The organism is Enterococcus sp. HY326 (assembly GCF_026157065.1).
Lineage (GTDB): Bacteria > Bacillota > Bacilli > Lactobacillales > Enterococcaceae > HY326.
Map to the genome: position 1 here is coordinate 353,560 of NZ_JANLGQ010000003.1, position 13,815 is coordinate 367,374.

The 13,815-nt window shown below is 41.4% G+C and carries 12 protein-coding genes; 9 read left to right on the plus strand and 3 right to left on the minus strand.

The window, feature by feature from the left end:
• The first annotated feature begins 20 nt into the window (after positions 1-20).
• The 7 genes from ORH16_RS09490 (at position 21) to ORH16_RS09520 (ending at position 9,352) form a co-directional block, all read left to right on the plus strand.
• Positions 21-2,693, plus strand: coding sequence for an alpha-mannosidase (locus tag ORH16_RS09490; protein WP_265458327.1), 2,673 nt, complete (start codon positions 21-23; stop codon positions 2,691-2,693).
• Between the two features lie 5 nt (positions 2,694-2,698).
• On the plus strand, positions 2,699-3,559 hold the full coding sequence (locus ORH16_RS09495) for an ROK family protein (RefSeq protein ID WP_265458328.1): 861 nt from the start codon (positions 2,699-2,701) through the stop codon (positions 3,557-3,559).
• A gap of 231 nt (positions 3,560-3,790) precedes the next feature.
• A complete protein-coding gene (gene yycF / locus ORH16_RS09500; RefSeq protein WP_265458329.1) occupies positions 3,791-4,489 on the plus strand; it encodes a response regulator YycF in 699 nt (232 codons plus the stop codon).
• 3 nt (positions 4,490-4,492) lie between these two features.
• Positions 4,493-6,328: a cell wall metabolism sensor histidine kinase WalK gene (walK, locus tag ORH16_RS09505; RefSeq protein WP_265458331.1), complete on the plus strand. Its 1,836-nt coding sequence runs from the start codon at positions 4,493-4,495 to the stop codon at positions 6,326-6,328.
• On the plus strand, positions 6,325-7,617 hold the full coding sequence (locus tag ORH16_RS09510; protein WP_265458333.1) for a YycH family regulatory protein: 1,293 nt from the start codon (positions 6,325-6,327) through the stop codon (positions 7,615-7,617). The genes walK and ORH16_RS09510 overlap by 4 nt, the downstream gene beginning before the upstream one ends.
• Positions 7,618-8,490, plus strand: coding sequence for a two-component system regulatory protein YycI (locus tag ORH16_RS09515; RefSeq protein WP_265458335.1), 873 nt, complete (start codon positions 7,618-7,620; stop codon positions 8,488-8,490).
• A gap of 55 nt (positions 8,491-8,545) precedes the next feature.
• Positions 8,546-9,352 (plus strand): MBL fold metallo-hydrolase, encoded by an 807-nt coding sequence (locus tag ORH16_RS09520; protein ID WP_265458337.1) that lies wholly within the window; start codon positions 8,546-8,548, stop codon positions 9,350-9,352.
• A gap of 83 nt (positions 9,353-9,435) precedes the next feature.
• Here the strand turns inward: ORH16_RS09520 and ORH16_RS09525 are convergent, their stop codons facing one another.
• Positions 9,436-9,933: a cysteine hydrolase family protein gene (locus tag ORH16_RS09525; protein ID WP_265458339.1), complete on the minus strand. Its 498-nt coding sequence runs from the start codon at positions 9,931-9,933 to the stop codon at positions 9,436-9,438.
• An 11-nt stretch (positions 9,934-9,944) separates the two neighbouring features.
• Positions 9,945-10,619, minus strand: coding sequence for a CPBP family intramembrane glutamic endopeptidase (locus ORH16_RS09530; RefSeq protein ID WP_265458341.1), 675 nt, complete (start codon positions 10,617-10,619; stop codon positions 9,945-9,947).
• A gap of 210 nt (positions 10,620-10,829) precedes the next feature.
• Between ORH16_RS09530 and groES the strand changes: the two genes are divergently transcribed.
• On the plus strand, positions 10,830-11,114 hold the full coding sequence (groES, locus tag ORH16_RS09535; RefSeq protein WP_265458343.1) for a co-chaperone GroES: 285 nt from the start codon (positions 10,830-10,832) through the stop codon (positions 11,112-11,114).
• Positions 11,115-11,155: 41 nt separating this feature from the next.
• A complete protein-coding gene (groL, locus tag ORH16_RS09540) occupies positions 11,156-12,784 on the plus strand; it encodes a chaperonin GroEL (RefSeq protein WP_265458345.1) in 1,629 nt (542 codons plus the stop codon).
• A gap of 255 nt (positions 12,785-13,039) precedes the next feature.
• Here the strand turns inward: groL and ORH16_RS09545 are convergent, their stop codons facing one another.
• Positions 13,040-13,690 (minus strand): hypothetical protein, encoded by a 651-nt coding sequence (locus ORH16_RS09545; RefSeq protein ID WP_265458347.1) that lies wholly within the window; start codon positions 13,688-13,690, stop codon positions 13,040-13,042.
• Between the last annotated feature and the right edge of the window lie 125 nt (positions 13,691-13,815).

The window sequence follows — 13,815 nt, forward strand, 5'->3', positions numbered from 1 at the left end:
GACACAGCAGGAGCTCTGATATGAAGAAAAAAGTTTATATTATTTCCCACAGCCACTGGGACCGTGAGTGGTATATGGCCTATGAGCAGCATCATATGCGCTTAGTCCAATTGATGGATGATTTATTAGATTTATTTGAAACAGATCCAAATTTTAGCAGCTTTCATTTAGATGGACAAACGATTATTTTAGATGATTATTTAGAAGTTCGTCCTGAAAGAAGAGCAGAGGTACAGCGGGCAATTGACAGCGGCAAATTACAAATTGGGCCCTTTTATATTTTGCAGGATGACTTTTTAATCAGTGCTGAATCTAATGTGCGGAATATGCTGATTGGTATGGAGGAAAGCAAAAAGTGGGGGACGCCAGTAATGCTGGGCTATTTCCCAGATACGTTTGGTAATATGGGCCAAACTCCACAAATGATGCAACAGGCCAATTTGCAGGCGGCGGCTTTCGGTCGGGGAGTGAAACCAATTGGCTTTGACAATGAAGTGCTAGCAGATAATTATACGTCTCAATATTCTGAAATGGACTGGGAAGGCCCAGATGGTAGTAGAATTTTTGGTCTATTATTTGCCAACTGGTACAGTAACGGCAATGAAATTCCCGCCGAAGCGACAGCTGCTAAAATTTTCTGGGATCAAAAACTTAAAGAGGCTGAACGTTATGCTTCGACTAATCATCTGTTGATGATGAATGGCGTTGATCATCAACCAGTTCAAAAGGATATTTCAAAAGCGATTGCTTTGGCGAATCAATTGTATCCAGATTATGAGTTTATTCACTCAAACTTTACGGATTATCTAATGGCTACCCAACAGGATTTACCGGCAGACCTTGGCCAAGTTAGCGGTGAATTAACTAGTCAAGAAACCGACGGCTGGTTTACCCTGGCCAATACAGCTTCTGCAAGAATTTATTTAAAGCAGTGGAATACTTTAGTCAGCCGTCAATTAGAAAATATCACAGAACCCTTAGCGGCGATGGCTTATAGCGTGACAGGTGAATATCCCCATGACCAGCTGGACTACGCTTGGAAAACTTTGATGCAAAATCATCCCCATGATAGTATCTGCGGTTGTTCGGTCGATGAAGTTCATCGGGAAATGCTGCCCCGCTTTGAAAAAGCTAATGAGGTTGGCAAATATTTAGCGGTAGAAGCTTCTGAACAATTAGCTGGAGCTATTGATACAAGCAAATTTCCTGCAGATAGTTTTCCATTTATTGTGTTCAATACAGCCGGCTCTAAAAAGCACGGCACAGCACAAGTCGACATCGAATTAAAACGTATCACCTTTAAGGAGCAATATCCGTCTGAAGGTTATCAAACACTGGCCGAAGAAGTGAACAAAAGCTATCAGGTAATCAACGCTGAAGGAAAAGTTGTGCCGGCCGTTATCAGTGAAGCGCAGATTCGGTTTGATTACGATCTGCCAAAAGATCGTTTCAGAATTCCCTACATGGAAAAATATGTGACTGTGACCATTGAAATAGCAGAACTAAACGCTTTTTCGTGGGAAACTTTTGCCTTAGTGGAAGGGCAGAACCAACTGATCCGCCCGTCTATCGTTAAAGAAAGTGGCCGAGTTTTAGAAAATGATCAAGTAAAACTAACTATTGAAGCAGATGGTTCTGTGAGCTTTACGGATAAACAGCTGAATCGAAAATTGGAAAAGCTGCTGGTTTTTGAAGATGTTGGTGATATTGCCAATGAATATATTTTTAAACAGCCAAAAAATGACCAGGCCATTTTATCGACTTCCTTTGAACATCATGTTGAGGTAGTTGAAGATACTCCTTTGTGCGGTAAAATTCGCTTGACCCATGAGCTGGTAATTCCGAAATCCGCCGAAGATTTGCTGACCTTAGAACAGCAAATGGTCGTTGATTTTCGTTTTCGAAAGGCTCAGCGTTCGCAGGAGTTAATGCCGTTTACTTTAACGACTGAGATAACTCTTGAAGCGGGCAGCAAGAGAATTAATTTTGAAACTAAAGTCAATAATCAAGCCAAAGATCATCGGCTGCGGGTGCTTTTTCCAACGACAATTCAAACGCAAACCCATGAGGCAGACAGTATTTATGAAACCGTAACTCGTCCAAACCAAGTTTCAAAAAATTGGGAGAATCCAACTAATCCGCAACATCAGCACGCCTTTGTTAATCTCCATGATGAAAATTTTGGTGTAACAGTTTCTAACTTTGGTCTGACAGAATATGAGATTGTCGAGGATACAATTGCGGTGACTTTATTGCGTTGTGTCGGTGAATTAGGCGATTGGGGCTATTTCCCAACACCAGAAGCTCAATGTTTGGGCGAGCAGACTTTCAGCTATGGTATCGAGCTGCACGGAAAACCGGCTAGCCGCTATGCCACTTATCAGCAGGCCCATAATGTCCAAGTGCCATTTATAACGACACAAACAGAAATTCATCAAGGAAACTTAGCGGCTGCAGAGCAATTTTTGGAAATCGACGGCCACGTATTCGAAGTGACGGCGTTGAAACGACGGAAAAGTGATCAGGCTTTAATTTTGCGGGGCTATAATTTAAGCAATCAAGAGGCTATGGTGAATATTAAGAAAAATGGTCACCAACCTGTTCAACTATTGAACTTATTGGAGGAACCGTGGGGCGATTTCAACGAAGGCTTGCGTCCTTATGAAATTAAAACAATGGAGATAAAGGAGTAAAGCTGATGTATTTTTGTGGTATTGAAGCTGGCGGGACTAAATTTATCTGTGCTGTCAGCGATCAAGAACAGAAAATTATTGACAAAGTGAGTATTCCGACAACCACGCCTGAAGAAACCTTGGCACAGGTATTTGCATTTTTTCAGCCATATCAACTTGCCGCCATGGGGATAGGTTCCTTTGGTCCAATCGGCATTGATCCAGAACAGGAGAATTACGGCTATGTTTTAGCGACACCCAAGCCTGGCTGGAAAAATTTTGATTTTTTAGGTAGTGTCAAAGCCCATTATTCGATTCCGATTGTCTGGACGACAGATGTCAATGCCGCGGCCTTTGGCGAATTGAAGAAGGGAGCCGCTCAAGGGAAGAAGAGTTGTTTATATTTAACTGTCGGCACTGGGATTGGCGGCGGCGTGGTATTGGATGGGAAAATCTTTTCCGGTATCACACATCCTGAGCTGGGACACATTCATGTAAAGCGACATCCTGCTGATGACTACGAAGGAACATGTCCCTATCATAAAGATTGTTTAGAGGGGCTTGCAGCTGGTCCAGCTTTGGAGGCAAGAACGGGTATTAAAGGGCAGGACTTACCAGAGGACCATCTAATTTGGGAACTGCAAGCCTATTATATTGGTCAGGCTTTGATGACCTATGTTTTGTCCCTTGCACCGGAAAAAATTGTTCTCGGTGGCGGCGTAATGAATCAAGAACATATGCTAATGAGAATTCGCCAAGCCTTTGTCGCTCAAATGGCAAACTATGTGGAAACACCAGCAGTTGAGGACTATATTGTTCGTTGGGGTTTACCGAATGAAAGTGGCATTATCGGCTGCTTGTTGTTGGCTGAAGAGGCATTAAGCTAAAAATAAAGTTGAGAGAGAAGCTATTGCTTTTTTCTCAGCTTTTTTTCTTATCTGTTTGAATTAGTAGAGCAATAAAAATTGCTAGCAACTAAAAAAAATTTTGCCTGACTTCTTAATATTTCATTTATCTCAGGTGGCAGATTTCTTGAACTAATGAAAGAAAGTCTAAAATAAGGTATAATTAAAAGTAACGTGACAGAATTTTTAGAATAAATATGAGGTGACCCAACTATGAAAAAGATTTTAGTCGTAGATGATGAAAAACCAATTTCAGATATAGTGAAATTTAATTTAACCAAAGAAGGCTTTGAAGTCAGCACCGCTTATGATGGCGAAGAAGCTTTAGAAAAAGTCAAAGAAGTAGAACCGGATTTGGTTTTGTTGGACTTAATGCTGCCAAAAATGGATGGCTTAGAAGTTGCGCGGGAAATTCGGAAAACTTATGACATGCCAATCATTATGGTGACTGCTAAAGATTCTGAAATCGATAAAGTTTTAGGGTTGGAATTAGGCGCAGATGACTACGTCACAAAACCATTTTCCAATCGGGAATTAATTGCACGAGTGAAGGCGAATCTGCGGCGAGGAGCAGTTGCCAAAGAAGTCGATAACGGGCAAGGGGAGTTATCGATTGGTGATTTGACAATTTTACCGGATGCTTACATGGTGACTAAACGGGGAGATACGATTGAGCTGACGCATCGGGAATTTGAATTGCTGCATTATTTGGCTAAGCACATTGGTCAAGTGATGACTCGAGAGCATTTATTGCAAACTGTCTGGGGCTATGATTATTTTGGCGATGTGCGGACAGTTGACGTAACCGTCCGTCGTTTAAGAGAAAAAATTGAAGACAATCCAAGTCATCCAACTTACTTAGTGACACGCCGTGGGGTTGGCTATTATTTACGGAGTCCAGAACAGGAGTAGGCGATGCAAAAAAGAGTGCGTTTTTTTCAGTCGGTTAACTTTAAAATTGCCCTGACATTTATTTTGATTTTAGTGATTTCAATCGAAATTATTGGGGCTTATTTTATCAGTAATTTGGAAAACACCACCATCACATCTTTTTATAATGACATGAACCAGCGGACTTCGGCTTTAGCGTCAAACGTGGGCACTGTTTTAAACAACAGTGAGAGCGGCGAAAATTTTGATGATTTAAGTAGCGAAGTCCAACAGGTTATTAATAATATGAATATGACCGATATCATTGAAGTGCGGGTCATTAATGCTGAAAGTACGATTCTAGCCACTAATGAAACCAGTGGGACTAGTTTAGTCGGGCAGAAAAATGATTATGCCGTCTTAAATGATTTTGATGTCCTCAATGAACAGCAGGTGGATGAAAATAATGAACGGGTCTACATTAACGTTTATCCGATTCAGTCTAACGCCGGTAATCTTGGGGCGGTCTATATCCGAAGCAATGTTGAAAGCCAGTATGCTGAAATTAGCAAAACAGCTTTTATTTTTTTTAGTGCGTCTTTAATTGCAGCGGTAATTTCAATTATTGTAGCCTTGTGGGTCTCTCGCTCGATTACCCAGCCGATTGAGGAAATGCGGCTGCATGCTATGCGGGTTGCTAATGGGGATTATTCTGGTCGAGTGCAAGTTTACGGAAAAGATGAGTTGAGTCAGTTAGGGGAAAGCTTTAATCAGCTGTCAGAGAGAATTGAAGAAACTCAAGATTCAATGGAGGCTGAGCGTAATCGTTTGGATAGTGTCTTGACTCATATGACCGATGGAGTTATTGCCACCGATCGTCGAGGCACAGTAATTACAATTAATGAAACGGCGTTGTCATTATTAGGTATAACCAGTGAAGAAGCTGTCGGGGAATCTATTTTAACTCTGTTAAATATTCAAGAGGATTACAGTCTGCGGCGTTTATTGGAAGAAACCAAAGACTTATTATTAGACCGCTCGGAATCTGACCGGCGGGAAAATCAATTGATTTTAAAAGTTAATTTTTCGATGCTTCGCAGAGAATCTGGTTTTATCAGCGGCTTGGTTGCGGTTATTCATGATGTTACCGAACAGGAGCGGACCGAACAAGAGCGGCGGGAATTTGTTTCAAACGTGTCCCACGAATTGCGGACACCTTTAACTAGCATGCGCAGTTATATTGAAGCGCTGAGTGAAGGTGCTTGGCAGGATGAAGAAGTGGCTCCCCAATTTTTAAAGGTCACTTTAGAAGAAACGGACCGGATGATTCGGATGATCAACGACCTGCTGGATTTGTCCCGCATGGATGTGGGGACCACTACGACACTGCAGCGGGAATTTGTTAATTTCACTGAGTTAGTCAACTTTGTCTTGGATCGCTTTGATATGATGGTCAGCAGTCAAGAAAAGGAATACGTGATTCGCCGGGAATTCACCCAAAGAAATTTGTGGGTGGAAATTGATACCGACAAGATGATTCAAGTCATCGACAATATTATGAACAATGCAATTAAATATTCACCAGATGGCGGTACGATTACCGTGCGTTTAATTGAAACCCACAACAATATTATTTTCAGTGTGTCTGATCAGGGCTTGGGAATTCCCCGCAAGGATTTGGGACGAGTTTTTGATCGCTTTTATCGGGTGGATAAAGCACGAGCAAGGGCTCAAGGAGGAACCGGTCTGGGGCTAGCCATATCCAGAGAGGTTGTCAAAGCCCATGGCGGTTCCATCTGGGCAGAAAGCCAAGAAAATCGGGGCTCAACATTTTACATTGCATTACCTTATGAGCCTTATGAGGAGGATTGGTGGGAATGAAACTTTCAGATAAATTAATTCGTTTGGCGTTAGTCCTGCTGATTGCCCTCAGTATTTTCTTGTCCTATAACATTTGGCTCAGCCCAGCCAATACCAGCAGCGAGACTCGGAATACTGCCGTCAACACAGAAAATCAAAATAGCCGAAATGCCGATGACGTCTTTCTACCTTTGAAAATGATTCAGCTGGTGGATGGTGTAGCTAGCGGCAGTCAAAGTGAGACTGCCATTGGCCAAATTCATGATTTACTCTCGACGAATATTTTTGGCGAGCTGACGTTAGAAACTAGTGATGATGAAAATTTTGTTAGCAGCCAAATGATTCAAAACGGCTTGGAATTCAGCTATCAAGGGAGCTATTTATTAAGCGATTATCTAGCAACTTTTAAAATCGAAGCAGATAACAGCGAAGAGAGTGAAGGGTTTTATTTTTCCAAAGTCCAGTTAGATTTTGACAATCAAGTAGTAAAGTTTATCAGCTACGGGGCGAATGCCTATATGCAAATGACTTTTTCAGGTACGGCTAGCAGCTACCAACAGATTTTAGACGACAATAGTTTGAATTGGACAGCTGTTAGTTTGGATGAAACTTCGACGACTGGGCAATACAATAGTAGTGAAACGATTGAGTTGAGCAACTACAGTTATATTTTATCCACCCAGTCTTCCACTTTATTCAGAAATGCTTTTTTCCAAGACCCAAGTGATGTGACTAACGAGAGTGCCACGACCTTTATCAGCGGTCAAGAGCGTTTAGAAATTGACAGCGACAAACAGCTAGCAGAATTTCATGGCGAACTGCCGGTTACCGATGGATTAACGGATGAATTTAATCAAAGCTTTGCTTATATTTCTAAGCTAGGCTCAAATGTCGGTAATTTGCGTTATTTTGATCGGGAGGACGACCAGCTAAACTATCGAGTTTTTGTGGAGGGTTATCCGGTTTTTGGTCAAAATTGGCAAGGCTTGGTGGGCGTCGAGGTGGAGGATAATCCGTTAGAGGATAATTTATCGGTCTCCATCAATACAAGTACCCGCACGATTCAAGTGCCAATTCCAACAGATGAAACGGAAATTTTACCCAGCACGGAAACTGTTCGCAGTGAAATACAAGCGGCAGGCGGCGATTTGACGCTAGCTACTTCGGTGATTATCGGCTATACCTGGGAAGCGATTCGGGATGTTGACCGAGTGGTGGATTTAAAACCGGAATGGTATATTCGCTATGACAAGAAGTGGTATTCGATGCGGGAATTGCTGGATACATTAGCAGATGCGGAGGTGAACTAAGTGAATTTCAAACGAATTGAGATTGTTTTTGTGATTGCTTTTATCGGCTTGAATTTATTTTTGTTCGCTCTGTATCGCAATAATACCAATGCCTTAGCAACTGCTACTAACACACCACAAACAGAATCAATCGAAACTTTACTGAGCACGAATAATATTACCTATTCAGGAGATTTTTCTCGGGAGAAAATGGAGGGCTATTATCTCAGTGGAGAACAAACTAGTTGGCCTGAAGCCTTGAGACAATTGCGGGAAGAAAGTGGCAATTCTGATTTATTTACCCGCACTAGTACGACGGATAATATCTTGACCAGCCAGTTGACCAATCCACAAATTGTCAACACGGATGAATTAGCAGACGGGATTGTGGCGTTCATTGCCCAAAGAAATCTCGTCCCCTTTGGAACAGATTATACTTACCAAGAAGACCTCTCGACCTTTAGTGATGAGACGAATACGGCGATTGCCAGTCAAAGCTATGAAGGTATTTCTTTTTTTGACAGCAGTGATCCGACAGCTCAGCTGGAATTAACTTTGACGGAGAGCAGTGACAATGAAACGTATCGCATTGACAGCTATCGTGTGACTCATATCAGCAATATTGAAACCTTGCGGGAGCGGATGGAATTAATTTCTGAGCGGGAAGCTGTGGCGACCTTATATACCAATAGTCGACTGCCGCAAGATTCCGAAATTTTATGGACTAAATTAGCATACTCCCGCATCATTCAATTGCGGGAAAAAAGTGTTTATGTGCCGGTCTGGTTTGTAGCGGTCAGTCGCAGCGGTGAAACTGGCGTCCAGTATGAAAGTGTCAATGCCATCAGCAACTCAGTCATTACAAATTCCAGCTTAACAGTGGTAGAAAGTTAAGGGAAAGCCGTGTATAATGAGTCCTGAACCAAAGCGGAAGGAAGTTTTTTTGAACATGAAGCAAGCAGCAGCTTTTCAAGTGAGTGTCTTAGCCAGTGGCAGTACCGGCAACTCCTTATATATTGAATCAGCCGAAAAAAAATTCTTAGTAGATGCCGGCTTAAGCGGCAAAAAAATTACCAGTCTCTTAGCCTCTGTCGGCAGGAATCCCGAAGATTTAGACGGCATTTTTGTGACCCATGAACATCGTGATCACATTCACGGCGTCGGCGTTTTAGCCCGCAAATATAAGCTGGACATTTATGCCAATGAAAAAACCTGGCAGGCGATGGACGGCATGATTGGCAATGTGCCGTTGGAGCAGAAGAATATTTTTGAAATGGGCAAAGTTCTCACACTTGGCGATATGGATATCGAGAGCTTTGGTGTCTCCCATGATGCGATAGCGCCACAGTTTTATCGCTTTTACAAAGATGGAAAATCTTTTGTGATTTTGACGGATACCGGTTATGCTAGCGACCATCTGCGGGGAGTAGTCAAGGATGCGGATGCGTATCTAGTTGAAAGCAATCACGATTTAGAAATGCTGCGGATGGGGGGCTACCCTTGGAGTTTAAAACAACGCATTTTAGGGGACAAAGGCCATTTGTCCAATGAAGATGGTGCCTTAGTGATGACAGATATTTTAGGGGACCGCACAAAACGAATTTATTTGGGGCACTTGAGTAAAGAAAACAATATGAAAGAACTCGCTCATTTGACAATGGAAAATACCTTGACTGAAAAAGGTCTAGGAGTCAATTATGATTTCCGGATTTACGATACCGATCCAGATGAAGCGACAAGCCTCTTTGCAATTTAACAAACGCTGAATGATTAGCCAGCCAACCTGTTAGCTTAGTTATGCTAACGGTTGAGCCGCTTCATTCAGCGTTTTTTTTATTTTTATAGAAAGGTTGCAAAGCGTTGATCCCATAAATCCTCGTAAAAGGCAATGGTTGTTGCCGCAGTCATAAAAGGATTATCAAGGGTAGAGGTACCGTTTCGCTGCAGAAAAAGAGTATAGCCTAATCCGTGGGCAAACTTAATGGTGCTGTCGACACAGTATTGTGTTTGAGCGCCTACAATCTCTAAGTTCTTGATTGCCAATTCTTGCAATAGCTCCTGTAAATTTGTTTGATAAAAACTATTGGCGTGGGTCTTACCGACATAATAATCTTCCGGCAGATTTTTCAATTGAGGAACCAATTGCCACGACTCGCTGCCTTTCACCAGTTCTTCATCTTCATGCTGGATAAAAATTATCGGTAGATGCTGATTTCTATAATCATCAATTCGCTGATTGACTTTTTTTAAAAGCGGCTCAAGGCCAAATAATTCATCTTGACCGTAACAGACACCGTTTTGTAAATCAATGACTAATAAAGCTTGTTGATTAGACATGGCAGACTCCTTTAAGTAAGATTTTGCAGTAGAATTTGGGCAAATAAAACGAGGGCATTCATTCCCGCATGGGCAATAATCGGCGTCCAAATGCTGCCGGTTTTTTTAAAAAGGAAGCAAAAGAACATCCCTAAGAAAAAATAAACAGCTAAATGGCCATCGCTGTGGGCGAAGGCAAAGATAATCGAACTAATAACCGCTCCCACCCAAAAATTAGTGAAGCGAAAGGGGAAGCTAGCAATAATACCGGGAATCGCCCGGCGAAAAACAAATTCCTCCATAATCGGTCCGCCAACTGCTGTGGCTAATAAGAAGATGGGGGCACTTTTTATTAAGGTCACTAAATTTTGAGTATTCTCTGAAACCGTCAGCTCACCAGAGATGGCCGACTCAATCGAATTTACTATCAGCTGTAAAAAGAGCGCTCCCCAGATGCTTAAGAAGCCAATAGCGACTAACAGCACCCAATGCATCGGTTTCTTTTCAAATTCTAAGGGCGCTCCTTGTTTTCTTTGGAAAAGATAGAGGGCGATTAAAACGAGGGCCATCCCCAAGTAAACAGCCGTTAAAGCGTTGATTGGCTGATTCCCTGATTGGAAAATTCCTAACCAATAAAAAGTGATGGATGACGTAAAAGCAAAAAACCATAATATAATGGTTAAAAGGCCATATTTGCGAATTGACATAATGAAACTCCTTTTCCTTGGATTCCTGCAAACTTTTTTAATAAGAAGAATTATAGCATAGTCCCAGCTAAAAGTTGGACCTTAAAAATTTTCTTAAAAAAACGAACGAAAAACTTGCAAAGTTTTAAAGAAATGAGTATCATATGAATTGTGAGTTAGCACTCGATAGTTAAGAGTGCTAAAAACTAATTTTTGATGGAGGGATTTATCGTGTTAAAACCTTTAGGCGATCGCGTCATTATTCAAGTCGCAAGTGAAGAAGAAAAAACTGTTGGAGGAATTGTTCTCGCTTCTGCAGCGAAGGAAAAACCCCAAACTGGATCAGTCATTGCTGTTGGTGAAGGCCGCTTATTAGACAATGGCGAAAAAGTTCCTACCTCTGTAAAAGTTGGCGATACTGTGATGTTTGAAAAGTATGCTGGCACAGAAGTGAAATTTGAAGGTACGGAATATTTGATTGTGTCTGGTAAAGACATCATCGCAATTGTTGAATAAAAAAACAGATTGAACTAAAAAATTATGAGGTGAAATAAATCATGGCTAAAGAAATTAAATTTGCTGAAGATGCTCGTGCTGCAATGCTCCGCGGAGTAGATAAATTAGCAGATACAGTAAAAGTAACATTAGGACCAAAAGGACGGAACGTCGTTTTAGAAAAATCTTACGGTTCTCCTTTAATTACCAATGATGGTGTGACCATCGCCAAAGAAATCGAATTAGAAGACCACTTTGAAAACATGGGAGCTAAATTAGTTTCCGAAGTTGCTTCAAAAACCAACGATATCGCTGGTGACGGTACGACAACAGCTACTTTGTTAACGCAAGCTATCGTTCACGAAGGCTTGAAGAACGTCACAGCTGGTGCGAATCCTCTAGGTATTCGCCGTGGGATTGAATTGGCAACTAAAGCTGCTGTTGAAGAATTACACAGCATTTCTTCCATTGTTGATTCAAAAGAAGCGATTGCCCAAGTTGGTTCTGTTTCTTCTGGCTCAGAACAAGTTGGTCAATACATTGCCGACGCTATGGAAAAAGTTGGTAACGATGGTGTTATCACGATTGAAGAATCCAAAGGGATTGAAACTGAATTAGATGTCGTGGAAGGTATGCAATTTGACCGTGGCTACTTATCCCAATACATGGTGACTGACAATGATAAAATGGAAGCTGTTTTAGACAATCCTTACATTTTAATCACGGATAAAAAAATCTCTAACATCCAAGATATCTTGCCATTGTTAGAACAAATTTTACAACAATCTAAACCATTGTTAATCATTGCAGATGACGTGGATGGCGAAGCTTTACCTACTTTGGTATTGAACAAAATCCGTGGCACCTTTAACGTTGTCGCTGTTAAAGCTCCTGGCTTTGGCGATCGCCGTAAAGCAATGTTAGAAGATATTGCTGTATTAACTGGCGGTACTGTGATCACTGAAGATTTAGGTTTAGAATTAAAAGATGCTACTATCGAAAATCTAGGTGTTGCTAGCAAAGTGGTTGTTGATAAAGACAATACAACTGTTGTTGAAGGCGGCGGCGAAAAAGCAGCAATTGACGCTCGCGTGCAATTGATTAAAAATCAAATTGCCGATACAACTTCTGATTTCGATCGGGAAAAATTACAAGAACGCTTGGCTAAATTAGCTGGCGGTGTTGCAGTCATTAAAGTAGGTGCGCCAACTGAAACTGAATTAAAAGAATTGAAATTGCGCATTGAAGATGCTTTGAATGCTACGCGGGCTGCTGTTGAAGAAGGAATGGTTTCCGGTGGGGGAACTGCTTTGGTCAACGTGATTGATAAAGTTGCGGCTGTAGCTGCTGAAGGCGACGAAGCAACGGGTGTTAAAATTGTCTTGCGGGCTTTGGAAGAACCAGTTCGTCAAATCGCTGAAAATGCCGGTTATGAAGGCTCAGTGATTATCGACAAACTAAAAAGCGCTGAATTAGGCGTTGGTTTCAACGCTGCGACTGGCGAATGGGTGAACATGTTAGACGCTGGGATTGTTGACCCAACTAAAGTAACTCGTTCTGCTTTACAAAATGCTGCTTCTGTTGCTGCATTATTGTTAACCACTGAAGCAGTTGTTGCGGATAAACCAGAACCAGCTGCTCCTGCGGCTCCTGCAATGGATCCGTCAATGGGCATGGGAGGAATGATGTAATTTAAGTATTACATCATAACCTTAATTAAAAAATAGACCTGTTCATCTCTTTCATGAGTTTTCTCTGAAGGGATGGACAGGTTTTTTATTTTTTTATTTGAAAAAATTGCTAATTCGCAGTTCGTAAAGAATCCTTTCAGAAATTAAAAACTGTTGATAATAAAAATGATGTGCTCTGGCAATAGTTGAGGGTCTAAAGGACGGCAGCAGAATCTTATAAAACTTTAGTAGAAAAGCAAAAATAAGTTGAACGCATCAAGTATAAATTGCGTGATAGGTTTGGGCTGATATTTGATGTGGGACGGCGGAAGCAGTCTCTAAACGACGTTGTTTTTTTAGATGCAAGGTTCGTTTTGAAATCACTTGAGGGTCATTGGCTTTAGCGGGCATAAAGAAAATTTTGCTACGGTCTTTGGAATGACTAAAACTGGCGATAATTTCTTTGACGCTGCTTTGACTGGTCCCCTGAAGATTTTGTTGGAGGGTTAAAATCGGCGTCTCACTAACAAAAAAGCCGTTAATCCTCAGATTGAAGGTTTCAGAAGCTGTGTTGGGCTGCTTCAAAGAGGGCTGCTGAGAAGGAGCGGCAGCTAAAAATTTTTGAAGACGGCGATAACTTTTGCTGTTTATTTCCATACAGTTAAGCAATTCCAATGGCGTTAAGTTGATTTTTAAGTGGTTGCAATCAGCAGTGAAGAAAATTCTTTTGGGAAAGGTCGGGCGTTGAGCTGTCACTTTACTTTCTGGAAAGTGTCGGGTGAAATGATTGAAGAAATGAGCATGCCGCAATTGATTTGTGGTTACAACGCCGATAATTTCAGCGGCATTCAATTCTAAATCCAAGTGTTCTAAAACCATTTGATTTGCGAGTTGGATGGACATTTCTTTGATTTTTAAATTGGCCATCAGACCTCACCTCCATCTTCTCAGTATAAGATAAATCTTTTATTATGAATATGCAGTTTTTTTAAAACTGAGTTGGCGGTAGCAGGAAAATTGGCTCGATTGATTGCCTGTCGGGATTTTTTTAC